We start from the raw sequence: 21,534 nt of genomic DNA, 5'->3' as shown, positions 1-21,534 counted from the left end.
GTTCAGTACCAGCCCGAGCGCTGTGACTTCCCCCAGGCGCCGCACGGGGTGCCGTAGCGGCCCTGGATGTACTTCAGGCCCCACGTGATCTGGGTCGCGGGGTTCGTCTCCCAGTCGGATCCGACCGAGGACATCTTGCGGCCCGGCGTGGCCTGCGGGATGCCGTAGGCACCGCTCGAGGCGTTGTAGGCGTTCACCCGCCAGCCGGATTCCTTCTTCCAGAGCGCGACGAGGCAGGCGAACTCCGAGTCCCCCCAGCCGCGAGCGGTCACCATGTCGTAGGCGATGGCCTGCGCACTGCCGGGATTCGGCGAGACGAAAGGCGGCTGCCAGGAGGAGGACGAGGACGACCGCTTCGCCGAGGACGATGCGGCCGGGGGCTGCGGAGGCGGCGTCGGGGTGGGCTTCACATAGACGGTGTACTCACTCGCACGCTCGAGCTCGACGGCCGGAGCGTCCCCTGCCTGGAAACGCTGCGCGTCCTCGACCGCCGACGCGTAGAGCGAGAGCGGGTCGAGTTGCGTCGCCTCGGCAGGGGCGGGGAATGAGACCAGCGGAACGAGCGTGGCGGCGACGAATCCCGCGGTGGCGACCACCGAGAAGACGGCCAGCACACTCCGGCGACGCGACCAGCGCGATCGCGGAGCCGCGCGCACGGAGCGCCGGACGGTCTGCGTCGCGACGCCGGCGCGCGATGGGAAGATCTCGTTGCCGGAACTCACAGTCTCCCGATCATATCGGCGACGGAAGGCACCCGCCACGCATCAACCGACGGACTGCATGACGTCGACGACGGCGTCGAGGACGGCGTCGACCTGCGCCTCGTCGTACCCTCGGAGCTGCATTCGGAAGGCGACCGAGCGGACCTGTTCGATCGTCAGCCCCTCGCCGGATTCGAGGTAGCGTGCGATCCGCGCCGCGACGAGATCCACTTCGTCGACGCGGTATCCGAAACGGAGCGGGGACACACGACGGAAGCGCTGTCGCGGCTTGCGTGAGAGGCGGTCGAGGATCTCCTGCGCCAGCGCACGGGATGCCCCCACCCAGGCGCGCGCGCCGCGCCGAGTCATCGCCGTCGATCGCTCGCGCTGCGCGAAAGCATCCTCGATGCGGGCCAGGGCCGCGTCGACGGCGTCGATCGCATAACCCTCGCGCACCAGTGGGAACGCGGCGCCGCGGATGTCGGCGGCGGTCAGGTCGGTGCCGTCGGCCTCGAACGCGGCGCGCGCGGAGGCGAGGAAGTCGTCGACTGCGCGCGGGGCGTAGCCCTTACGACGCCCCGAGGTCTTCGGGAACGCGGCGGGAGAGGTGAGCTCGGTCATGACAGTCCGCTCAGGGGGCTCAGAAGGATGTACAGGGCGAGACCCGGGACGAGGGACGGCAGGATCGAGTCGAGTCGATCGAGCACCCCGCCGTGACCGGGCAGGAAGGAGCTCATGTCCTTGATGCCGAGGTCCCGCTTGATGAGCGATTCACCGAGGTCGCCGACTGTCGCCGACACGAGGATCGCGAGTCCGAGGACCACACCCGCCCACAGCGGCAGCTGCAGCATCAGCACGGCGAGCAATCCGCCGGCGACCAGACTCGCGACGACCGCGCCCGCGAAGCCCTCCCACGTCTTGTTGGGGCTGATCCGCGGGGCCATGGGATGCCGCCCGAAAGCGACCCCGCTCGCGTAGGCCCCCGTGTCGACCGAGACCGCGATGACGAGGACGGCCAGCAACCACAGCTCGCCGTGCTCCTGTCGCAGGATCACCAGCGCCAGGCTGCCGTGGAAGACGACGTAGAGCTGGACGAGCGCGCCCGCGAGGACGTCGGTGACGACGTCACCGTAGCGACGACCGTCCACGGCGGCCATCTGTGCGATGAGGCGCCACACGATCACGAAGACGACGGCGGCGAACAGGACGAACCACTGCGTGAGGTAGCCGACGAAGGCGGCGCCCAGCACCAGCGCACCGGCGGTCAGCTGCGCGGGGACGTCGATCCGCCGACCCGATGCCTGCAAGGCCCGCGAGAACTCGAACGCTCCGAGGAGGCACAGCGGGACCGCGAACGCGATGAACGCCCATTTCCAGAAGAGGAGGGATCCCAGCACGATCGCACCGATACCGAGCCCGATGAGGGTAGCCATGATCAGGTTGCGACCCGATCGCGCATTGATGCGCTCGTTGGCCTCTTCGAACTCGACCCGGGCACGCTCGATCTGACTCTCGAACTCGCTGCGCGCCGCGCGGACGTGCGACTGGAACGAGGACGGGTCTCCCGTCGCCTGAGCGGCCCGCCTCAGCTCGGATCTGCTCGGCGGCGTCTCCGGTCCGACCGCGCTCCCCGGTGCCTCTTCGGACATGGCGCTCTCAGACCTCGAGGAGTTCTGCCTCTTTGCGCTTCAACGCCTCGTCGATGAGCTCGACGTGCGTCTTGGTCACCGCGTCGAGCTCCTTCTCGGCCCGAGCGAGGTCGTCGTCGCTGACCTCGCCCTTCAGGGCGTCGAGCTCGTCCTTCGACTTGCGGCGGATGCCGCGCACGTGCACCTTCGCGTCCTCCGCCTTGCTCCTGACGAGCTTGACGTATTCCTTGCGACGGTCCGCGGTGAGTTCGGGCATCGTCACACGGACGATGTTGCCGTCGTTCGTCGGGTTCGCCCCGAGGTTCGGCATGTCGCGGATCGCCTGCTCGATCGCCTTCAGCGCCGACTTGTCGTAGGGCGTGATCACGAGGGTGCGCGCCTCGGGGGCGTTCAGCGATGCGAGCTGCGCGAGCGGCGTCGGCGTGCCGTAGTACTCGACCTGGACCTTCTGGAAGAGCTGAGGATTCGCCCGTCCGGTGCGGACGGTCGCGAAGTCCTCTTTGGCGGCCTCCACGGCGCGGTCCATGCGGGTCTTCGTGTCGGCCAGGATGTCGGCGATCACGGTCTCTCCATTCGTCGGTACGTCCGGTTAAGTCTAGTCCGCGGCATCCCCCGCCTCAGACGCTGACGAGGGTGCCGATCGATTCGCCGAGGAGGGCGCGGGTCACGTTGCCGCCGGGCTCCATGCCGAACACGCGCATGTCCATGCCGTTGTCCATGCAGAGGCTGAAGGCGGTCGAGTCCACGACCTTCAACCCGCGCTGCAGTGCGTCACGGTAGGTGATCGTGTCGAGCTTCTCGGCCGAGGCATCCGTCCTCGGGTCGGCCGTGTAGACGCCGTCCACGCCGTTCTTGGCCACGAGCACCTCGACGGCGCCGATCTCGAGCGCACGCTGCGCCGCGACGGTGTCGGTCGAGAAGTACGGCAGGCCGGCACCGGCGCCGAAGATGACGACGCGCCCCTTCTCGAGGTGACGCTCCGCCCGCCGCGGGATGTAGGGCTCCGCGACCTGCGTCATCGAGATCGCGGACTGGACGCGGGTCGCAGCCCCCGCCTGCTCGAGGAAGTCCTGCAGGGCGAGTGCGTTCATGACGGTGCCGAGCATGCCCATGTAGTCGGCGCGCCCGCGGTCCATCCCGCGCTGGCTGAGCTCGGCGCCGCGGAAGAAGTTGCCGCCGCCGACGACGACGGCGACCTCGACCCGGTCGACGGCCGCGGCGATCTCCTGTGCGATCTGGCTGACGACATCGGGGTTGACCCCCAGCTGTCCTGCGCCGAACGCTTCGCCGGACAGTTTCAGAAGGACGCGACGGCGTCCGGTGTTCTCGTCGATCACGCGGGGATCCTCTCGTTTAGGGGGAGACTATCGAACGGCATGGAAAAGGGGTTCGCATCATCCGATGCGAACCCCTCTCTCATGTGCTTACGCGCCGACCTTGAAGCGGGCGAAGCCGGTGACCGTGATCCCGGCGTCGGCCGCGACCTTCGCGACGGACAGCTTGTTGTCCTTGGCGTAGTCCTGGTCGAGCAGGGCGACCTGCTTGAAGAACGCGTTGACGCGGCCCTCGACGATCTTCGGGAGCGCAGCCTCGGGCTTGCCCTCGTTGCGGGAGATCTCGGTGACGATCTCGCGCTCCTTCTCGACATCCGCCTCGGGCACCTCGTCGCGCGACAGGTACGTCGGGTTCGCGAACGAGATGTGCTGCGCGATCGAGCGAGCGGTCTCGGCGTCGTCACCCGAGTAGGCGACGACGACGCCGACCTGCGGGGGCAGGTCCTTGCTGGTCTTGTGCAGGTACACCTGGAAGGCGTCACCGGACAGCGTGCGCACGCGACGCAGCTCGACCTTCTCGCCGATGATGGCGGCCTCGTCCGAGATGAGGTCGGCGACGGTCTTGCCGCCGGCGTCCGCCGCGAGGGCCTCCTCGGCGGAGTCGGCACCGGCCGCGGCAGCGGCGTCGAGGACCTTCTCCGACAGCGCGATGAAGCGCTCGTTCTTCGCGACGAAGTCGGTCTCGGTGTTCAGCTCGATGAGCGTGACCTTGCCGTCCTGCTCCTTCGCGGCGACGAGTCCCTCGCTCGTGGAGCGGTCGGCACGCTTCGCGTTGCCCTTCGCGCCCTTGAGACGCAGGATCTCGACAGCCTTCTCGAGGTCGCCGTCGGCCTCCTCGAGCGCCTTCTTCGTGTCGACCATTCCCGTGCCGAGCTGCTCGCGCAGCGCCTTGATGTCGGCGATGGTGAAGTTTGCCATGGGTGGCGGCTCCTCAGTAGTTGGGTGGGTGTTTCCAGGCGCCTGTGCCCCGCGGATCGCGGGGCACAGGCGGGATGATCACTCGGCGGACTTCGCCTCGGCGGTCTCGTCGGCGGCGGGGGCCTCGTCAGCGGCCTCCTCCGCGGCGGGGGCCTCGTCAGCGGGCGCCTCGGCGGCGGGGGCCTCGGTCTGCTCGGCCGGAGCGGACTCGAGCAGCTCGCGCTCCCAGTCGGCCAGCGGCTCGGCGTCGGCCGACTCGTCGGTCGGGTTGTGGCGCTGGATGAGGCCCTCGGCAGCGGCGTCGGCGATGATGCGCGTCAGCAGGCTGACCGAGCGGATCGCGTCGTCGTTGCCCGGGATCGGGAACTGGAACTCGTCGGGGTCGGCGTTCGTGTCGAGGATGCCGATCACGGGGATGCCGAGCTTCTTGGCCTCGTCGATGGCGAGGTGCTCGCGCTTGGCGTCGACGACCCAGATCGCCGACGGGGTCTTCTGCAGGTTGCGGATACCCCCGAGCGACTTGTGGAGCTTGTCGAGCTCGCGCTTCTTGAGGAGGAGCTCCTTCTTCGTGAAGCCGCTCTCGGCCGGGTTCTCGAAGTCGAGCTCCTCGAGCTCCTTCATGCGCGCGAGTCGCTTGGAGACCGTCGAGAAGTTGGTGAGGAGACCACCGAGCCACCGCTGGTTGACGAAGGGCTGACCGACACGCGTGGCCTGCTCGGCGATGATCTCCTGCGCCTGCTTCTTGGTGCCGACGAAGAGGATCGTGCCGCCGTGGGCGACCGTCTCGCGCACGTACTCGTACGCCTTGTCGATGTACCCGAGCGACTGCTGCAGGTCGATGATGTGGATGCCGCTGCGCTCCGTGAGGATGAAGCGCTTGACCTTCGGGTTCCACCGACGGGTCTGGTGTCCGAAGTGAACGCCGCTGTCGAGCAGCTGGCGGATGGTGACGACGGCCATGGCCGTTCTCCTGTTCGTTGTGGTTGATCGCGCCGGACGATGGTCGCGGCGAGCCTGGTGCCCGGCACGCACCCGCTCCCGGAGGAGACCGTTGGGTGGGATGCCGCGATGTCGATCGACGGTGTCGGATCGAGCCGCTGTGGGCACGCGTAGTCACCCCGACGAACGGGGTGCCCCACCAGCATAGCAAGAACGAGACCTCCTCCCCCGCCGCCGCCCGCCGCGATCCGTCCCCCGTCGGCGAGCGGGACGCCCGTGCTGACCACGTCGCGGAGCACCATCGGCTCATGCCCTCGATCCGCCGCGTGACCTTGGCTCTGGTGGCTGCCGCCACCCTCGTCCTGCTGACACCCCTGCGCGTCGACGCGGTCCCCGACGGCGCGCCGGACTGGCGACTGCCGGCGGAGGGTGCCAGCGTGGTCGCCGCGTTCGAAGCCCCCGCCCACGACTACGGCGCGGGCCACCGGGGAATCGACATCGGACCCGTGGCGGGTCCCGTCGTCGCACCGGCGGCGGGTGTGGTCGCCTTCGCAGGAACAGTCGTCGACCGCGATGTCGTCACGATCGACCACGGAGGCGGGTGGGTCACGAGCGTCGAGCCGATCGCGCCCTCCGTCGCCGTGGGCGATGCGGTGGAGGCCGGTGATCCGATCGGCACCGTCTCCACGGGAGGCCACGCGCCCGCCGGGACGCTCCACGTCGGCGTCCGGCTGGACGGGGAGTACGTCAACCCGCTCCTGCTGCTCGGGCGGGTGCCGAGAGCGATCCTGCTGCCGTGTTGCTGACCTGGAGGTCCGGGTGTCTCAGGCCCGGGGGTGGGCCAGTCGATACGCGGCGGTGAGCCGCTCGGTCGAGACGTGCGTGTAGATCTGGGTCGTGCCGAGACTCGCGTGTCCGAGCATCTCCTGCACGGCCCGGAGGTCCGCGCCCCCGTCGAGCAGGTGTGTCGCCGCAGAATGCCGCAGGGCGTGGGGACCGACGGCATCCGCGCCGATCACGGGGCTGAGCGTGCGACGGACGACCTCGTAGGCCGTGCGGACACCGAGACGGCCGCCGCGGGCTCCGAGGAACAGCGCGGTGGTCCCGGGGTCGGTCAGAAGAGCGGGTCGCCCGCGCACCAACCACGCATCGACGGCTCGGGCGGCCGGAGCGCCGTAGGGGACCACTCGCTCCTTTCCGCCTTTGCCGAGGACGCGGACGGTCGCCGCTGCGCGGTCGAGCGACCCGAGGTCGAGCCCGCATGCCTCCGACACGCGGAGGGCGGCGCCGTAGAGGAGCTCCAGCAGGGCCGCATCCCGCAGCGCGACGGGGTCTCCTGTCCCGTCGGCGTCGACGCGCTGCGCTTCCAGCACGGTGTCGAGCTCCGCCGCGGCGGCGACGGTCGGCAACGTGCGACCGCGCTTGGGCGTCACGAGGCGGAGTGTCGGGTCGTCTCCCCGCATCCGCTCGGCGGACAGCCACCCGAAGAACCCACGCAGCGAGGCGGTGCGCCGCGCGAGGCTCGCGCGGGAGATGCCGCGCTGCGTGGCGGACCAGAGCCACTCGCGCAGGTCCTCGACGTCGAGGCCGGCGACCGACGGGTCGTCCGCGAAATCCGCGAGGTCGGCGAGGTCGGCCCGATAGGCGCGGACCGTGGCCGGAGACAGCCGCCGAACCCTGGCCAGATGCTCCGTGTAGAGCTCGACCGCCTCCGACATCCGCATCCTCCCAGGATGCCTCGCCCTTCGCCCTTCCGACGGGAGGCGTGCGGGGAAGTCCCTGCCCGACGGATGGTCACCGCGCCGCCGGGGCGCGGCGCCACCCCTCCGGTCCGCGCTGCGCGCGGCCGTCGAGCTCGAGCAGCGCCAGCAGGCCCCGGGCCTCGCCGGGGGCGAATCCGGCGCGACGGGCGACGTCGTCCGGGGTCCGCGGGCTGCGCGCGCTCAGGGCGTCCAGGATCCTCGTCGCATCATCGACTCGTTCGGCGGATGCGTCGCCGCGAGGGCTGTCGAGCCCCAAGAGCTCGCGGGCTTCGTCGGCGGAGGTCACGCACCGCGCGTCGTACTCGCGGAGCAGGCGGTGGCACCCCGCCGAGGCGGCGCTGGTCACGGGTCCCGGGACGGCGCCCAGGGGTCTCCCGAGCGCGGCGGCATGCCCGGCGGTGTTGAGCGAGCCGCTGCGCCATCCCGCTTCGACGACGACCGTCGCTCCCGCCAACGCCGCGATCAGCCTGTTCCGTTGGAGGAAGCGCCATTTCGTCGGCGCGGTCCCACACGGCACCTCGGCGACCACGACACCCGGACCCGCGGCGATCCGCGCGAGGAGGTCCGCGTGGCCCGACGGATAGGCGCGGTCGACGCCACCGGCGAGGACGGCCACCGTCACGCCGCCGGCGGCGAGCGAGGCACGGTGGGCCATGCCGTCGATGCCGTAGGCCCCGCCGGAGACGACGCGGACGCCCGCGCGCACCAGATGCGTGACGAACTCCCCCGTCACGTGCTCGCCGTACCCGGTGGCGGCCCGCGCACCGACGAGGGCCAGAGCCGGACGCGCACCGCTCAACGCGGTGGTGTCACCGCGTGCCCACAGGGCGCGCGGTGCGTGGACGCCGAGGTCGCTGACCGCCTTTGGCCACCCGTGACCGCCGGGGACCAGGAGCTGGGCGCCCACCCGGCGTGCGCGATCGAACGCATCCTGCACGGAGTCCCGCCGCGCATGCCACCGCCGTCTCCCCGCCTCGAGCTCCGCCGAGGTCGGCCCGCCGCTCCCCCACGCGACGTGGAGCGCAGCGACCGCGCCGAGTTCCGCGATGAGGGACCCCGCGACGCCGTCACCGGGTTCCGTCAGGCACGACCAGACGGCGCAGGCGTGATGGTGGGCGACGGCCCCCTCGTCCGCGAGGACGTCTTCCGGCACGAGACCGGCCAACCGCTCGCGCTGCTGAGCCGGGCTCACGGTCAGCATGACGATGCCCCGCGCTTCAGGAACAGGGCTCCGCCGATGTCGACCGCGTCCGGGCGCTCTCTGCCGGCGAGGTCCGCTAGGGTCCACGCGACGCGCAGCACGCGATCGTAGCCGCGGAGCGTCAGCGATCCCCGATGCAGGGCGTCGTCGAGCGGCCTGGTGGTCTCGGGCGCGGGGCGCAGAGGTCCAGATCTCAGCCACGTGCCGTCGACTTCGCCGTTGGTCGTCCACGGTGTGCCGGCGAGCCGTCGTCGTGCCCGATCGCGTGCCGCGCGGACGCGCTCGCGGGCGGCTGCGCTCGTGACACCGGCGCCCACCGTCTGCGTCGCCGACACCCGCTGGAGACCGAGCTCGATGTCGATGCGGTCGATCAACGGACCGGAGAGCCTGCCGAGGTAGCGGCGGATGGCCAGCGACGGGCACGAGCAGACGCCCCCGGGGATGCCGTAATTGCCGCACGGGCAGGGGTTCGTCGCGACCACCAGTTGGAAGCGCGCAGGGAGCACGGCGCGGAACCCCACTCGGTGTATCTCGATGCGACCGGACTCGAGCGGCTGCCGGAGGGCGTCGAGCGCGTGACCGCTGAACTCCCCGGCCTCGTCGAGGAAGAGCACGCCGCCGCTCGCCCTCGCGATCGCCCCCGGCTGGAGGATGCGGCTGCCGCCGCCGACGAGCGCGACGGCGGATGCGGTGTGGTGCGGCGCCTCGAAGGGCGGTCGCCGTCGGAGCGTGGTGACGGGCAGGCCTGCGAGCGATCGGATCGATGCGACCTGCAACGCCGTCTCGTCGTCCAAGTCCGGGAGGAGCCCGGGCAGTCTGCGGGCGAGCATCGTCTTGCCCGCCCCGGGCGGACCGCTCATGAGGACGTGGTGTCCGCCCGCCGCGGCGACGATGAGCGCCTCGACCGCATCGCTCTGCCCGATGACGTCCGCTAGATCGGGGACCGACTCCTCCTCCGCCGGCGCGCTCTCGGGGGCCGACACGGGTTCGGCGACGACATCGGGGACGTCGAGGCCGTGAGCGCGGGCGACATCACGCAGGCTGACCGCGCCGCGGACCTCGATCCCGTCGACCAACTCCGCCTCGGGGAGGTTCGCGTGCGGCACGATGACGCGACGGAACCCTGCGCGAGCGGCCGCCAGGACCGCGGGCAGCACGCCGGAGACCGGGCGCAGACGACCGTCGAGCCCGAGCTCCCCCAGGTGGACGGTCTCGGCCAGCGACTGCCGGTCGAGTGGGGCCTCCGTCGCAACCGCGGCGATCGCGACGGCGACGTCCAGCGCGGACCCGCGCTTCGGGAGGTTCGCGGGCGACAGATTGACCGTCACGTGTCGCCGCGGGAGCGGGAGGTCGCTGTTCGCGCACGCGTTGTGCACGCGCTGCTGCGCCTCCCCGATCGCCTTGTCTGCCAATCCGATGATGGAGAAGCCCGGCACCTGGTTCGACAGATCGGCCTCCACCTCGACGATGTCGCCGACCAGCCCGGTGAGGACGACCGACCACGTGCGCCCCAGGCTCATCGCAGGTCCTCGAGGTGCTCCACCACGGCCGACTCCGGGTCGGGACCCGTGATGCCGATAACATCCAGTCGCAGTCGGCGTCCCCGAGCCGCCTCCGGGTGTGCCACGATCCATGCGGCGGCCAGCCGCCACAGGCGATCCCGCTTGCGGGCGTCGACGGCGGCGAACGGATGCCCGAACCACTCCCCCCGGCGGGTCTTCACCTCGACGACCACGAGATCGGCCCCGTGCGCCGCGACGATGTCGATCTCCCCGCCGTGGGTACGCCAGTTCCGGTCGAGGATCCGATACCCGCCGGCACGCAGATGCCGCTCGGCGCGCTCCTCACCGGCCCGTCCGAGGTCGTCTTTCGCTGCCATGCGACCAGCGTGGCCCGCGCGTCCCGGCGAACGGCGTCGTCGACCCGCCCCGGTGGACGAACGCGGAGGGACGACTCCTGGGGAGGAGGCTCAGCCGTCGAGCGAGAGCTCCTCCGGCAGCTGGAAGTCGCGCCGCTGGAGTTCCTCGACGTTCACGTCCTTGAAGGTGAGCACCCGCACGGACTTCACGAAACGGTCGGCGCGGTAGATGTCCCACACCCACACGTCGTTCATCGAGATCTCGAAGTAGAAGTCGTGCTCGGTGTCGCGGCGGACGACGTTGACCTCGTTGGCGAGGTAGAACCGGCGCTCGGTCTCGATCACGTACTGGAACTGACCGACGACGTCGCGGTACTCCTTGTACAGGGCCAGCTCGAGTTCGCGGTCGTAGTCCTCGAAGACTTCGTCATCCATGGTGACTCCATCCTAGGCGGGCGGCGAACGGCCCCGGACCTAGAACAGGGTCGGGGCGGCCGCGATCGACCACGACGCACGGTGGTGTCCGGAAAGACCGTGCTCTTCGATGGCCGCGCGGTGTTCCGCGCTCGCATACCCCTTGTTGCGGGCCCATCCGTAGACCGGCGCCTCGGCGTCCAGCTCGCTCATGTGCTCGTCGCGCGCCACCTTCGCGATGACGGATGCCGCCGACGCCGACGCGCAGTCACGGTCGGCCTTGATGATGGGCAGGACGCCGCGACCCACCGGCGCGACCGGGGTGATGTAGTCGTGGTTTCCGTCGAGGACCACCAGGGCATCGCCGATGTCGACACCCTGCACGCGGAGCTCCTCGATGGCGCGCGCGGCGGCAAGGCCCAGGGCCCGGATGATCCCGACCTCGTCCACTTCCGTCGCCGACGCCCACCCCACCGCGTGGGCGGGCACCCAGGCCCGGACGCGTTCCGCCATCCCCGCTCGGCGCGGTTCGACAATGAGCTTCGAGTCGCGCAGTCCCTCCGGCACGCGACGCCGGCTGAACGCGGCGTCCGCGGCGACCGCGCCGACCGCGACGGGCCCCGCCAGCGCGCCCCGGCCGACCTCGTCGCACGCGATCACGAGGGGATGCTCCCGGAGCAGTCGACGCTCGAGCGACAGCGTCGGCGCGACCACGGCCATCACGGCGCCGGCACCCCGCGGAACACGTCGTGGTGCGAATCGATGAGACCGAACCGGTCGAACGGCCACGTGATGAGGAACGCCCGCCCGACGATGTTGTCCATCGGAACGAACCCCTGCCCCGGCTGCTCCTGCTGGTACCGCGAGTCCTGCGAGTTGTCGCGGTTGTCGCCGAGCACCCAGATCGAGCCCTCCGGCACCGTGACGTCGTAGTCGAACTCGTCGGGAGCCGACTGGTTCGGACCGAGGTCCAGGTAGGGCGTCTCGTCGATGGGCACGTCGTTGACGGTGACCTGCCCGAGCGCGTTGCAGCACACCACGTGATCGCCGGGCAGACCGATGATGCGTTTGATGAGGTGGTCGTCGCTGTCGGACGCCGTGAGCCCGACGAGGGATCCCAACCAGTCCAGCGCCGCCGTCAACGGAGGCTGCGCCGGCTCGTACGTCGTCGGGAGCCACCCGCCGGGGTCCCGGAAGACGACGACGTCGCCGCGTTCGTACCCGTTGAACCGCGGCGTCAACTCGTCGACGAGGATGCGGTCGCCCTTCAGCAGCGTGCGCTCCATCGAGCCGGACGGGATGTAGAACGACCGCACCAGGAAGGTCTTGACGAGGAAGGACACGAGGACGGCCACCAGGAGGATCACCAGGACGTCCCGGATGAACGGCCACGGTCCGCGTCGCGGACGGGAATCGGAGTCGCTGCCGAGCGTCGGGGACGGGGAATCGGTGGTCATGCTGTCCTTCACCGGTGCCGGGGTTCGGCGACCATCCACCAGCGTGGCACATCATGTGCACGCCGAGCACCGAAACACCCGGGAACGACGGATGCCCCGGGACTCGGTCCCGGGGCATCCTGTGGAGAACGCGATCAGTTGTCGCGCTTCTCCTTGATCTTCGCCTTCTTGCCACGCAGCTCGCGCAGGTAGTAGAGCTTCGCGCGACGCACGTCACCGCGGGTGACGACCTCGATGTGGTCGATCACCGGGCTGTGCACCGGGAAGGTGCGCTCGACGCCCACCTGGAAGCTGATCTTGCGGACCGTGAAGGTCTCACGGACGCCGTCACCGGAGCGGCCGATGACGACACCCTGGAACACCTGGATGCGAGAACGGTTGCCTTCGGTGATGTTGACGTGCACCTTCACGGTGTCGCCGGCGTTGAAGACGGGGATGTCGGAGCGCAGCGAGGCTGCGTCGACGGAGTCGAGGATCTGCATGATCGTCACTTCCTGCGACCGCCTCAGGTCGACCGCGAGAGTAAGAGGAGAAAAGGATGTGGCGCCCGTCGGAGCCGACTGGGCTCCGAACTCCCCCGAGGCAGAGAACTGTCAGGGCACAAAGGGTCATTCTGCCATGGATGCCGACGGCCGCCAAACCGCGGCGCGCGGCCTCACACGAGCGGGTCGCGCTTCTCCTCGACGACGACCACGCTCTCGGGCGTCCGAGCGGGCGCGGTGTACCTGCGCAGGATGACGGAGGGCCGTGTCTCCTGGAACAGCTGTCGCAGCGACAGCCAGAACACCGCGAGGAAGACGACGGTCGCCGCGATGAGGAGAGGCCAGAACCACGCCTCCGAGAAGAAGCCCACGGCGATGGTCAGGACGTGCCAGAGACCGACGCCGCCGACGTCCCACCAGGAGACCGCGCGCGTGTGCCGGACCGTGCCGCGGGAACGGATCAGGAGCGTCAGGACGAGCTGGCCGATGAGGACGGAGGGGATCGCGACGACCAGCACCCAGGCGAGCGCCCAGCCACCGGCATCCGACACGATCCATCCGATGATCAGCCACAGGGGCAGGATGACCGCGCTCGGCAGGAGCCAGAAGAAGAATCCACGACGCAGGGGCATCCTCCGATGCTACGCCGCCGGGCAGCCGCAGCGATCGCCGTCAGCTGATCACTCGCTGAGCAGGTCCGGGCGCCGAAGGCGGGTCCGCTCCACCTGCTGATCGCGCCGCCACTGCGCGACCCGCCCGTGGTGTCCGCTGAGCAGCACGTCCGGAACGTCGTATCCGCGCCACGATGCCGGCTTCGTGTAGGAGGGGTACTCGAGGAGGCCGTCCTCGTGCGACTCCTCGACGAGGCTCTCCGGGTTGCCGACGACGCCCGGGACGAGGCGTCCGACGGCCTCGATCATGGCCATCGCCGCGACCTCCCCGCCGTTCAGGACGTAGTCCCCCAGGCTCACGAGCCGCACGCGGCCGATGGTCGCGGCGTAGGCGAAGACGCGCTCGTCGATGCCTTCGTACCGCCCGCACCCGAAGACGATGTGCGATTCGGTGCTCCACTCGCGCGCCACGGACTGGGTGAAGCGCTCCCCCGCCGGCGACGGGAAGACGAAGAGCGGTCCGGATGCGGCATCCGTCACCGTCTCGTGGGAGCCGGCGACAATCGCGTCGAGGGCCTGCGCCCACGGCTCGGGCTTCATGACCATCCCGGCGCCGCCGCCGTAGGGCGTGTCGTCGACAGTGCGGTGCCGGTCGGTCGTGTGGTCGCGGAGGTCGTGGACGCGGATGTCGAGCAGTCCCGCGCCCCGAGCGCGGCCCAGCAGCGACACTTCGAGGACGTCGAAGAAGGCGGGGAAGATCGTGACGACGTCGATGCGCACGTCAGGACCCGGCGTCGGCCTCGTCGCCGGCCTCCGGACGAGGCTCGTCGTCACCGGGGAGGTCTTCGAACAACCCGGCAGGCGGAGTGACGACGAGACGACCGGCGCTCATGTCCACTTCGGGCACGATGGCCTTGACGAAGGGAACGAGCACCTCGCGGTCGTCCGCGGCCAGCTGGACACCCAGCAGATCCTGCGCCGGGAAGTGGTCGACCCGCGTCACGCGTCCGACGACCTCACCGTCGCGCACGACGTCGAGCCCCACCAGCTGGTGGTCGTACCAGGCGTCGTCCTCGACGACCGGCGCAACGGCATCCTGGTCGATCCACAGGATGGCGCGGACGATGGATTCTGCGGCGGTGCGGTCGTCGATCCCGTCCAGGAAGACGACCGGGTGCGAGTTCATCCACTTGAACTCGCGGACCGTCACCGTCTTTCCGTGCCAGGGCGAGGACTCCGGCACTTGCAGGGTGAACTCCGCACCCGGGACGAACCGTCCGTCGGGGTCGTCGGTGTAGAGCTCGAGTTTGAGGGCGCCCTTCAGACCGTGCGCCTTGACGAGGCGCCCGACGCGGAGCTGCGTGCGAGCCGACTTCGCCGACACGTCAGTCGTCCGCGACGTCGACGCGGACGCGCGTACCGTCGGCCAGAGCGGAGACGAGGATACGCAGGGCTTTCGCCGTGCGTCCGCCGCGCCCGATCACACGACCCCGGTCGTCGGGGTGCACACGCACCTCCAGCACCTCGCCGCGGGGCGACGAGCTGGAGGCGATGGTGACGTCGTCCGGGTGATCGACGATCCCCTTGACGATGTGTTCGAGCGCGGCGGCCAGCAAGGTCTTACTCGGACTCGGTCGCGTCGTCGGCGGCCTCGGCGTCGGCGGCGGGCGCCTCGGCCTTCTTCTCCGCCTTCGGCTTGATGACCGACTTCTTGGACGAGTCGAGCTCGAACGGCGCCTTGGGCTCCGCCGTCTTCACGGTGGAGACGGCGTCCTTGTCGCCCTTGAACTTGCCCCAGTCGCCCGTGAGCTTGAGGATGGCGGCGACCTGCTCGGTCGGCTGCGCACCGACGGAGAGCCAGTACTGCGCGCGCTCCGAGTCGACCTCGATGAACGAGGGCTGCTCGGTCGGGTGGTACTTGCCGATCTCCTCGATCACGCGACCGTCGCGCTTGGTGCGCGAGTCGGCGACGACGATGCGGTAGTACGGCGCACGGATCTTGCCCATGCGCTTCAGACGGATCTTGACAGCCACAATTCTCCTGAATGGTGTTGCGAGTGATGATGAACGTCGCCTGGAGCGTGGGGTGCACACCCGGCGGGAGCTCTGCGGTGGACCTCCGAGCCGGATAGAGGGTCGGGCAAGGCGGTCCAACCGTCCATTCTGCCAGATGCGGAGGGATGCCGCGAACCGCCGGACGCGCGTGACACACTGGCCCCATGACGGTGACCTTCGCCACATCCGCTCGTTCGACCGTCGGGATCGAGTGGGAGATCATGCTGGCCGACCGGACCACCGGCGATCTGGTCCCGGAGGCGCCCGCGATCCTCGACCAGATCGAGGAGCAGACCCGTCACGAGCGTCACACCGTCACCGGTGAACTGCTCACCAACACGATCGAGGTCACCAGCGGCGTGGGCGACACGGTGGCCGCAGCCGTGGACGACATCGCCGATGCGATCGCCCTGGTCCGCACCGTCACCGATCCCCGCGACATCGAGCTCCTGTGCGCGGGCAGCCACCCCTTCGCCCGGTGGTACGACCAGCAGGTGACCGATAAGACCCGGTACCACAAGCTCATCGAGCGTACCCAGTGGTGGGGGCGCAACATGATGATCTGGGGCATCCACGTGCACGTCGGGGTCGAAGACGTCGCGAAGGTCTTCCCCATGATCAACGCCCTCTCCGCCTACCTCCCCCATCTGCAGGCGCTGTCCGCTTCCAGCCCGTTCTGGGCAGGCGACCGCACGGGCTACGCATCCAACCGCGCCCTCGTCTTCCAGCAGCTCCCGACCGCGGGGCTGCCCTGGCCTCTCGAGTCCTGGGCGGAGTACGAGGCCTACCTCGCGGACATGGAGCGGACCGGCGTCATGGCGGACTCCACCGAGGTCCGCTGGGACATCCGACCGGCGCCGCGGTGGGGCACGATCGAGATCCGCGCCTGCGACGGGATGTCGACGCTCCCCGAGCTCGCCGCCGTCGCCGCCCTCGTCCAGGTGCTGGCCGAGCATTTCTCGCGCATGATCGACGAGGGTCGCCCGCTCCCCACCATCCAGCCGTGGTTCGTCCGCGAGAACAAGTGGCGGGCAGCACGCTACGGACTGGATGCCGACGTCATCGTCGACCGCGCCGGCCGGCAGCGTCCCGTCGCCGACCATCTGCGCGAGGTGACCGAGGCCCTCGCGCCGCTCGCCGCGGAACTCCACTGCGCGAAGGAGTTCGCGGGGGTCACGCAGATCCTCGACCAGGGCGCCAGCTCCGCGCGTCAGACCCGCGTGGCCGATGCCGCCGACGGAGACCTGCGCGAGGTGGTCCACCACCTCATCCGCGAGTTCCGGGGCGGCCCGACGCTGCGCGAGGTCGTCTCGGTCGGCTGAGCTCTCAGCCCTTGCCGAAGAGCTTCTGGATCTCGGCCAGGTCCGCCTCGCTCGGCTGCGGCGCGCCGCCGAGGCCGAAGCCCGAGCCCGAGGGTGCGGTGTTCGCCGCCGCGAGGCCCGCGTTCTCGGCCGCGCGCTTGGCGGGGTTGCCCGACCTCGACCCCCCGCTGCTCTTCTGCTTCTTGCCACGCTTGCTAGATGCGCCCGGCTTGCCGCCGATCGCGCCCATCCCGGGCATGGAGGGCACGCCGCCCCGAGCCACGGTCTTCATCATCTTGGCGGCCTGATCGAAGCGCTGCACGAGCTGGTTGACGTCGGTGACCGTCATCCCCGAGCCGCGCGCGATGCGGAGCCGCCGGGATCCGTTCAAGACCTTGGGGTTCCGGCGCTCAGCGGGGGTCATGGACCGGATGATCGCCTCGGTGCGATCGATCTCGCGCTCGTCGAAGCTCTCGATCTGCTGCTTCATCTGACCCATGCCGGGCAGCATCCCCAGCATCTTCTTCATCGAGCCCATCTTGCGGACCTGCTGCAGCTGCTCGAGGAAGTCCTCGAGGGTGAACTGCTCGGTCGCGAGCTTCTGCGCGACGCGCTGCGCTTCCTCCTCGTCGAACGCCTGCTGCGCCTGCTCGATGAGGGTGAGGATGTCACCGAGGTCGAGGATGCGGCTCGCCATCCGGTCGGGGTGGAAGGCCTCGAGGTCGTCGAGGCCTTCACCGGTCGACGCGAAGATGATGGGGCGGCCGGTGACCGACGCCACCGACAGCGCCGCACCGCCGCGGGCGTCGCCGTCCAGCTTCGACAGCACGACGCCGGTGAAGTCGACGCCGTCCTGGAACGCCTTCGCCGTGTTCACGGCGTCCTGTCCGATCATCGCGTCGATGACGAAGAGCACCTCGTCGGGATCGGTCGCCTTGCGGATGTTCGCGGCCTGCTTCATCAGCTCTGCGTCCACGCCCAGGCGTCCCGCGGTGTCGATGATGACGGTGTCGTACTGCTGGCGGCGCGCGTACTCGACGCCGTCACGGGCGACCTTCACAGGGTCGCCGACCCCGTTGCCGGGCTCGGGCGCGTAGATGGCGGCACCTGCGCGCTCGGCCACGACGGTCAGCTGGTTGACGGCGTTCGGACGCTGCAGGTCGCAGGCGACCAGGAGCGGAGTGTGACCGTCCTTCTCGAGCTGCTTCGCCAGCTTCCCGGCGAACGTCGTCTTACCGGAGCCCTGCAGGCCGGCGAGCATGATGACGGTGGGGGGCTGCTTCGCGAACTGCAGTCGCCGCTGCTGGCCGCCCAGGATGGCGACGAGCTCCTCGTTCACGATCTGGACGACCTGCTGCGCCGGGTTGAGGGCGCGATTCACCTCGTCGCCGAGGGCGCGCTCGCGAACCTTGCCCGTGAAGTCCTTGACGACCTGAAGCGCCACGTCGGCGTCGAGGAGGGCGCGACGGATCTCGCGCACGGTCCCGTCGATGTCGGCGGGCGAGAGCTTGCCCTTCGTGCGGAGGTTGCGGAAGGTCTCGGTGAGACGATCGGAGAGCGTGCCGAAGGTAGCCATGATGGCTCGAGTTTAGTCGAGACCCGTCGTCGCGCCGGCGAGGGACGGAAGCGTGGCCGCGGCCACCGCCAGAGCGCGGGCGAGTTCGTCAGGCAAAGACGATCTGCCGGCGCCCGAGCGGGCCCATCCGTCGATGGCGATCATGACGGCCGCAGCGTGGGCGGCACCCGCGATCTCGGCGGCGACGGGTGGTGCCCCGAGCGCGGACCAGGATGCCGAAAGTGACCGGGCGATCCGCGCCTGACGGACGGCGGCTCCCCGCTCGATCTCGTCCTGGACACCCATCGCCTCGGCGTGGACGAGCGCGAGGGCGAGGCTGTCCGGCGCGAAGCCGTCGCAGAGCTCGATGAGCCCGGCGACGGGTTCGGACAGCGGCACCCGTGCGCGCAACCGATCGATCCGACGGTCGAGCGAGGACCACAGGATCGCTTCCTTCGACTCGAAGTAGTTGAAGAAGCTGGATCTGCTCACTCCCGCACGGACGGCGACGTCGGTGACCGATGTCGCGTCGTACCCGCGCTCGAGGAAGAGCTCGCACGCCGCCTCGGAGAGCACCTCCCGAGAGGATGCGCGTGGTCGGCCGGTCGTCATGCGAGGAGCCTATCGTCGCGTATTGTTGCACGCAGTCCAACAAACAGGAGATGGCCTCGTGATCGAGATCCGCACCGTAGGGATGGCCCCCCACCTCGTCCCGTATCGGCAGGGCTGGGACCTCCAGCGCACCCTGCACGCCGACATCGTGGCGGGCACCCGCACAGACACGCTCCTCCTCCTCGAACACGAAGCCGTCTACACGGCGGGCGCGCGTACGGCACGGCACGAGCGGCCGGTCGACGGAACGCCCGTCGTGGACGTCGACCGCGGCGGCAAGATCACCTGGCACGGTCCCGGGCAACTCGTGGGCTACCCGCTCGTCCGACTTCCCGAACCCGTCGACGTCGTCGCGCACGTCCGCCGCTTGGAGGACCTGCTCATCGAGGTGATCCGGACCGTCGGCGTCGTGGGTGAGCGCGTCGACGGACGCAGCGGCGTCTGGGTCGAACGAGCGGGGTCGCTCGAGAAGGTGGCGGCGATCGGGGTACGGGTGCAGCGCGGAGTGACGATGCACGGCTTCGCGCTGAACTGCGACAACTCTCTCGAACCGTTCCGCAGCATCATCCCCTGCGGGATCACGGATGCCGGGGTGACGACCCTCAGCCAGGTCACCGGTCGGGACATCTCCCCCGTCGACGTCCTCCCCGCCGTCGTCGCGGCGTTCACGCGTGAGCACGGAGCCGAGGTCGCCGCATGAGCGCGAACACCGCACCCGAAGGCCGCCGGATGCTCCGGCTCGAGGTCCGCAACGCCGAGACCCCGATCGAGCGCAAGCCGGAATGGATCCGCACGAAGGCGAAGATGGGCCCCGAGTACCGGGAGCTGCAGGGACTCGTGAAGGACGAGGGACTGCACACCGTCTGTCAGGAGGCCGGCTGCCCCAACATCTTCGAGTGCTGGGAGGACCGCGAGGCCACGTTCCTCATCGGCGGCTCGCAGTGCACGAGGCGGTGCGACTTCTGCCAGATCGACACGGGCAAGCCGGCCGACTACGACACCGACGAGCCGCGCCGTGTCGCCGAGAGCGTCACCCGCATGCGCCTGAGGTATGCGACCGTGACCTGCGTCGCGCGGGACGACCTGCCCGACGGCGGCGCATGGCTCAATGCGGAGACCGTCCGCCGCATCCACGCCGACAACCCCGGTACGGGTGTGGAGCTCCTCGCCACGGACTTCAACGGGGACCCTGAGCTCCTGGACGTCGTGTTCGCGTCGCGCCCCGAGGTCTTCGCGCACAACGTCGAGACCGTTCCCCGCATCTTCAAGCGGATCCGACCGGCGTTCCGGTACGAGAGGTCGCTCGGCGTCCTCACCCGCGCGCGGGACGCCGGACTCATCACGAAGTCGAATCTGATCCTCGGGATGGGCGAGGAACGCGACGAGGTGGAGGACGCACTGCGCGACCTGCATTCCGCCGGTACCGACATCATCACCCTCACGCAGTACCTCCGCCCCACGCCGCGTCACCTTCCCGTGGCGCGGTGGGTCACGCCGCAGGAGTTCGTCGAACTGCGCGAGCTCGCCGAGTCCATCGGGTTCCTCGGGGTCCTGGCCGGACCGCTCGTGCGCTCGTCGTACCGCGCCGGGCGGCTCTGGGCGCGCTCGATGCGGTCGAAGGGTCGCGAGATCCCGGCGGCGCTGGCGCACCTCGCCGACGAGGCCGACGCCGAGGGATTCGCCCAGGCGGTCTGACGCCTCCTCCCCAGGTCGGGCGCGGCCGCATCCCTCCCCCACCTGGCACGGACGGGATCGCGCGCGGCGCGACGCTTCCTACCTTCGGGATGCCGGATGCACCGGCCTCACCGAAGGAGACACATGCGTACTTCACTTCCGCTCGCGACCGCTCTCGGCGCGGCCATGGCGCTCGCCGCCCTGCTCCCCCACACGGCCTCCGCGCCGACCACGCACGATGTGCCCGAGCCCGCGCCTGACACCGTGGTGTCCGTGACCGGTGACGCCGCGAACGGGTTCGAGATCGGGTACTACGACGGATCCGCCGAGTACCCCCCGACCGACTCCGAAGCACTCGCCGAGTGCAGTGAATACGACACCCGCGTCGAGCGGGTGCGATGCCGCACCGAGGTGAAGACCTGGTACCGGGACCTCGCTACCCTGCGGGACGCGATCGACTGGGCGCACGCGTCGCGCGGCTGACCGCCCGGTGACGCAGACCGTTCAGTCGGCGCTGGTCACCGACTGGACGGCCCCCGAGACGTCGAGGTTGACCAGGAGAACGTCGTCGGTCGAGTCAGGGTCGAGGGCGTACTCCAGCACCGCGAAAGGGTCCTTGCCCCCGTGCTCGTCGGCGAGGATCGTCATGCTCATCAGCTGCAGGGAGCGGATGACATCCATATGGGTGTCACCCGACACGTCGACGAGCAGGTCCTCGATGTCCTCGCCGAGCATCTCCTGCTGCTGGAGGATGAACTCCGTGACCTCGCTCGTGCGATCGTCCAGCTCGGAGACCATCGCGTTCCGGGCACGCAGATCGATGGTCTCCAACGCCGCGATCATGGCGGCCGCGACGTCGAGGGCATCGATGGAGACGTCGTCCTGGTCGGGCGCGGTGAGGTCGACGGTCACCCGCTGATCACCGAAGTCCACGACCTCCGACCAGAAGATCGACCCGTCGGGTCCGGACTCGAGAAGTCCGAAGTAGTCGTGCTCGATCGCCATGCATC

Annotated in this window: 28 protein-coding genes; 5 read left to right on the top strand and 23 right to left on the bottom strand. The window is 69.9% G+C overall.

The genetic code is table 11. From position 1 onward, the window contains the following. Positions 1 to 2: 2 nt before the first annotated feature. The 7 genes from AYL44_RS04225 to rpsB all read right to left on the bottom strand — a co-directional run bounded on the left by AYL44_RS04225 (position 3) and on the right by rpsB (position 5,562). A complete protein-coding gene (locus AYL44_RS04225; RefSeq protein WP_064001975.1) occupies positions 3 to 722 on the bottom strand; it encodes a phage tail tip lysozyme in 720 nt (239 codons plus the stop codon). Positions 723 to 764: 42 nt separating this feature from the next. Continuing rightward, positions 765 to 1,322 (bottom strand): DivIVA domain-containing protein, encoded by a 558-nt coding sequence (locus AYL44_RS04220; protein WP_064001974.1) that lies wholly within the window; start codon positions 1,320 to 1,322, stop codon positions 765 to 767. Continuing rightward, a complete protein-coding gene (locus tag AYL44_RS04215; RefSeq protein ID WP_064001973.1) occupies positions 1,319 to 2,350 on the bottom strand; it encodes a phosphatidate cytidylyltransferase in 1,032 nt (343 codons plus the stop codon). Before AYL44_RS04215 ends, AYL44_RS04220 begins: the two co-directional genes overlap by 4 nt. 7 nt (positions 2,351 to 2,357) lie before the next feature. Continuing rightward, a complete protein-coding gene (frr, locus tag AYL44_RS04210; protein WP_064001972.1) occupies positions 2,358 to 2,912 on the bottom strand; it encodes a ribosome recycling factor in 555 nt (184 codons plus the stop codon). Between the two features lie 55 nt (positions 2,913 to 2,967). Beyond that, positions 2,968 to 3,687, bottom strand: coding sequence for a UMP kinase (gene pyrH / locus AYL44_RS04205; protein WP_064001971.1), 720 nt, complete (start codon positions 3,685 to 3,687; stop codon positions 2,968 to 2,970). A gap of 87 nt (positions 3,688 to 3,774) precedes the next feature. Then, positions 3,775 to 4,602, bottom strand: a complete 828-nt coding sequence (tsf, locus tag AYL44_RS04200; RefSeq protein ID WP_064001970.1) for a translation elongation factor Ts — start codon at positions 4,600 to 4,602, stop codon at positions 3,775 to 3,777. Positions 4,603 to 4,680: 78 nt separating this feature from the next. Continuing rightward, positions 4,681 to 5,562 carry a 30S ribosomal protein S2 gene (gene rpsB, locus AYL44_RS04195; RefSeq protein WP_064001969.1) on the bottom strand — a complete coding sequence of 294 codons (882 nt, stop codon included), beginning with the start codon at positions 5,560 to 5,562 and terminating at the stop codon, positions 4,681 to 4,683. Positions 5,563 to 5,849: 287 nt separating this feature from the next. Here rpsB and AYL44_RS04190 point away from each other — a divergent pair, with 287 nt between their 5' ends. After that, positions 5,850 to 6,347, top strand: coding sequence for a murein hydrolase activator EnvC family protein (locus AYL44_RS04190; RefSeq protein WP_064002471.1), 498 nt, complete (start codon positions 5,850 to 5,852; stop codon positions 6,345 to 6,347). A gap of 18 nt (positions 6,348 to 6,365) precedes the next feature. Here the strand turns inward: AYL44_RS04190 and AYL44_RS04185 are convergent, their stop codons facing one another. The 13 genes from AYL44_RS04185 to rpsP all read right to left on the bottom strand — a co-directional run bounded on the left by AYL44_RS04185 (position 6,366) and on the right by rpsP (position 15,361). Then, positions 6,366 to 7,265 (bottom strand): tyrosine recombinase XerC, encoded by a 900-nt coding sequence (locus AYL44_RS04185; RefSeq protein ID WP_064001968.1) that lies wholly within the window; start codon positions 7,263 to 7,265, stop codon positions 6,366 to 6,368. Positions 7,266 to 7,335: 70 nt separating this feature from the next. Beyond that, positions 7,336 to 8,505, bottom strand: a complete 1,170-nt coding sequence (gene dprA / locus AYL44_RS04180) for a DNA-processing protein DprA (protein WP_064001967.1) — start codon at positions 8,503 to 8,505, stop codon at positions 7,336 to 7,338. Continuing rightward, a complete protein-coding gene (locus AYL44_RS04175) occupies positions 8,499 to 10,025 on the bottom strand; it encodes a YifB family Mg chelatase-like AAA ATPase (protein ID WP_064001966.1) in 1,527 nt (508 codons plus the stop codon). The genes dprA and AYL44_RS04175 overlap by 7 nt, the downstream gene beginning before the upstream one ends. After that, entirely contained in the window at positions 10,022 to 10,384 is a 363-nt protein-coding gene (locus AYL44_RS04170) for a YraN family protein (RefSeq protein WP_064001965.1), read from the bottom strand. The genes AYL44_RS04175 and AYL44_RS04170 overlap by 4 nt, the downstream gene beginning before the upstream one ends. A 90-nt stretch (positions 10,385 to 10,474) precedes the next feature. Continuing rightward, on the bottom strand, positions 10,475 to 10,798 hold the full coding sequence (locus tag AYL44_RS04165) for a DUF2469 family protein (protein ID WP_036309185.1): 324 nt from the start codon (positions 10,796 to 10,798) through the stop codon (positions 10,475 to 10,477). 39 nt (positions 10,799 to 10,837) lie between these two features. Beyond that, entirely contained in the window at positions 10,838 to 11,497 is a 660-nt protein-coding gene (locus AYL44_RS04160; protein WP_064001964.1) for a ribonuclease HII, read from the bottom strand. Next, positions 11,497 to 12,234, bottom strand: coding sequence for a signal peptidase I (gene lepB / locus AYL44_RS04155; protein ID WP_064002470.1), 738 nt, complete (start codon positions 12,232 to 12,234; stop codon positions 11,497 to 11,499). Before lepB ends, AYL44_RS04160 begins: the two co-directional genes overlap by 1 nt. A gap of 134 nt (positions 12,235 to 12,368) precedes the next feature. Next, positions 12,369 to 12,716 carry a 50S ribosomal protein L19 gene (gene rplS / locus AYL44_RS04150; RefSeq protein ID WP_064002469.1) on the bottom strand — a complete coding sequence of 116 codons (348 nt, stop codon included), beginning with the start codon at positions 12,714 to 12,716 and terminating at the stop codon, positions 12,369 to 12,371. A 173-nt stretch (positions 12,717 to 12,889) separates the two neighbouring features. Then, positions 12,890 to 13,348: a hypothetical protein gene (locus AYL44_RS04145; RefSeq protein ID WP_064001963.1), complete on the bottom strand. Its 459-nt coding sequence runs from the start codon at positions 13,346 to 13,348 to the stop codon at positions 12,890 to 12,892. Between the two features lie 48 nt (positions 13,349 to 13,396). Then, positions 13,397 to 14,107: a tRNA (guanosine(37)-N1)-methyltransferase TrmD gene (trmD, locus tag AYL44_RS04140; protein ID WP_064001962.1), complete on the bottom strand. Its 711-nt coding sequence runs from the start codon at positions 14,105 to 14,107 to the stop codon at positions 13,397 to 13,399. A 1-nt stretch (position 14,108) separates the two neighbouring features. After that, positions 14,109 to 14,711 (bottom strand): ribosome maturation factor RimM, encoded by a 603-nt coding sequence (gene rimM / locus AYL44_RS04135; RefSeq protein WP_064001961.1) that lies wholly within the window; start codon positions 14,709 to 14,711, stop codon positions 14,109 to 14,111. A 1-nt stretch (position 14,712) separates the two neighbouring features. Next, positions 14,713 to 14,943, bottom strand: coding sequence for an RNA-binding protein (locus tag AYL44_RS04130; RefSeq protein WP_064001960.1), 231 nt, complete (start codon positions 14,941 to 14,943; stop codon positions 14,713 to 14,715). A gap of 4 nt (positions 14,944 to 14,947) precedes the next feature. Further along, positions 14,948 to 15,361 carry a 30S ribosomal protein S16 gene (gene rpsP, locus AYL44_RS04125; RefSeq protein ID WP_064001959.1) on the bottom strand — a complete coding sequence of 138 codons (414 nt, stop codon included), beginning with the start codon at positions 15,359 to 15,361 and terminating at the stop codon, positions 14,948 to 14,950. A 185-nt stretch (positions 15,362 to 15,546) separates the two neighbouring features. On the opposite strand from rpsP, the gene AYL44_RS04120 reads away from it, so the two are divergent. Further along, a complete protein-coding gene (locus tag AYL44_RS04120) occupies positions 15,547 to 16,704 on the top strand; it encodes a glutamate--cysteine ligase (RefSeq protein WP_064001958.1) in 1,158 nt (385 codons plus the stop codon). Between the two features lie 4 nt (positions 16,705 to 16,708). Here AYL44_RS04120 and ffh read toward each other — a convergent pair whose 3' ends face one another. Beyond that, complete coding sequence (gene ffh, locus AYL44_RS04115; protein WP_064001957.1) at positions 16,709 to 18,259, bottom strand: signal recognition particle protein; 1,551 nt, start codon at positions 18,257 to 18,259, stop codon at positions 16,709 to 16,711. Between the two features lie 12 nt (positions 18,260 to 18,271). Beyond that, positions 18,272 to 18,850, bottom strand: coding sequence for a TetR/AcrR family transcriptional regulator (locus AYL44_RS04110; RefSeq protein ID WP_064001956.1), 579 nt, complete (start codon positions 18,848 to 18,850; stop codon positions 18,272 to 18,274). Between the two features lie 58 nt (positions 18,851 to 18,908). Here AYL44_RS04110 and lipB point away from each other — a divergent pair, with 58 nt between their 5' ends. From lipB to AYL44_RS04095, 3 genes are all read left to right on the top strand, one after another. Continuing rightward, positions 18,909 to 19,550, top strand: a complete 642-nt coding sequence (gene lipB, locus AYL44_RS04105; RefSeq protein WP_064001955.1) for a lipoyl(octanoyl) transferase LipB — start codon at positions 18,909 to 18,911, stop codon at positions 19,548 to 19,550. Next, the gene (gene lipA, locus AYL44_RS04100) at positions 19,547 to 20,545 is read left to right on the top strand and encodes a lipoyl synthase (protein ID WP_064001954.1); all 999 of its coding nucleotides are present in this window, start codon (positions 19,547 to 19,549) and stop codon (positions 20,543 to 20,545) included. Before lipB ends, lipA begins: the two co-directional genes overlap by 4 nt. Before the next feature lie 123 nt (positions 20,546 to 20,668). Next, a complete protein-coding gene (locus AYL44_RS04095; RefSeq protein ID WP_064001953.1) occupies positions 20,669 to 21,007 on the top strand; it encodes a hypothetical protein in 339 nt (112 codons plus the stop codon). Between the two features lie 21 nt (positions 21,008 to 21,028). On the opposite strand, the gene AYL44_RS04090 is transcribed toward AYL44_RS04095, so the two are convergent. Then, entirely contained in the window at positions 21,029 to 21,529 is a 501-nt protein-coding gene (locus AYL44_RS04090) for a DUF2004 domain-containing protein (RefSeq protein ID WP_064001952.1), read from the bottom strand. Between the last annotated feature and the right edge of the window lie 5 nt (positions 21,530 to 21,534).

It is taken from the genome of Microbacterium oleivorans, assembly GCF_001644225.1.
In the GTDB taxonomy this organism is placed as follows: domain Bacteria; phylum Actinomycetota; class Actinomycetes; order Actinomycetales; family Microbacteriaceae; genus Microbacterium; species Microbacterium gawkjiense.
Note: the sequence above shows the minus strand (reverse complement) of the source record. Positions and strands in the feature narration are given on the sequence as shown.

Coding starts and splice junctions, on each gene's coding strand:
- AYL44_RS04095 (WP_064001953.1), top strand. CDS start 20,669: ATGCGTACTTCACTTCCGCTCGCGACCGCTCTCGGCGCGGCCATGGCG.
- AYL44_RS04175 (WP_064001966.1), bottom strand. CDS start 10,025: ATGAGCCTGGGGCGCACGTGGTCGGTCGTCCTCACCGGGCTGGTCGGC.
- dprA (WP_064001967.1), bottom strand. CDS start 8,505: ATGCTGACCGTGAGCCCGGCTCAGCAGCGCGAGCGGTTGGCCGGTCTC.
- AYL44_RS04110 (WP_064001956.1), bottom strand. CDS start 18,850: ATGACGACCGGCCGACCACGCGCATCCTCTCGGGAGGTGCTCTCCGAG.
- AYL44_RS04160 (WP_064001964.1), bottom strand. CDS start 11,497: ATGGCCGTGGTCGCGCCGACGCTGTCGCTCGAGCGTCGACTGCTCCGG.
- lipA (WP_064001954.1), top strand. CDS start 19,547: ATGAGCGCGAACACCGCACCCGAAGGCCGCCGGATGCTCCGGCTCGAG.
- AYL44_RS04190 (WP_064002471.1), top strand. CDS start 5,850: ATGCCCTCGATCCGCCGCGTGACCTTGGCTCTGGTGGCTGCCGCCACC.
- rplS (WP_064002469.1), bottom strand. CDS start 12,716: ATGCAGATCCTCGACTCCGTCGACGCAGCCTCGCTGCGCTCCGACATC.
- tsf (WP_064001970.1), bottom strand. CDS start 4,602: ATGGCAAACTTCACCATCGCCGACATCAAGGCGCTGCGCGAGCAGCTC.
- rpsB (WP_064001969.1), bottom strand. CDS start 5,562: ATGGCCGTCGTCACCATCCGCCAGCTGCTCGACAGCGGCGTTCACTTC.
- lepB (WP_064002470.1), bottom strand. CDS start 12,234: ATGACCACCGATTCCCCGTCCCCGACGCTCGGCAGCGACTCCGATTCC.
- AYL44_RS04120 (WP_064001958.1), top strand. CDS start 15,547: ATGACGGTGACCTTCGCCACATCCGCTCGTTCGACCGTCGGGATCGAG.
- AYL44_RS04170 (WP_064001965.1), bottom strand. CDS start 10,384: ATGGCAGCGAAAGACGACCTCGGACGGGCCGGTGAGGAGCGCGCCGAG.
- AYL44_RS04090 (WP_064001952.1), bottom strand. CDS start 21,529: ATGGCGATCGAGCACGACTACTTCGGACTTCTCGAGTCCGGACCCGAC.
- AYL44_RS04185 (WP_064001968.1), bottom strand. CDS start 7,265: ATGCGGATGTCGGAGGCGGTCGAGCTCTACACGGAGCATCTGGCCAGG.
- AYL44_RS04165 (WP_036309185.1), bottom strand. CDS start 10,798: ATGGATGACGAAGTCTTCGAGGACTACGACCGCGAACTCGAGCTGGCC.
- AYL44_RS04220 (WP_064001974.1), bottom strand. CDS start 1,322: ATGACCGAGCTCACCTCTCCCGCCGCGTTCCCGAAGACCTCGGGGCGT.
- AYL44_RS04145 (WP_064001963.1), bottom strand. CDS start 13,348: ATGCCCCTGCGTCGTGGATTCTTCTTCTGGCTCCTGCCGAGCGCGGTC.
- ffh (WP_064001957.1), bottom strand. CDS start 18,259: ATGGCTACCTTCGGCACGCTCTCCGATCGTCTCACCGAGACCTTCCGC.
- AYL44_RS04215 (WP_064001973.1), bottom strand. CDS start 2,350: ATGTCCGAAGAGGCACCGGGGAGCGCGGTCGGACCGGAGACGCCGCCG.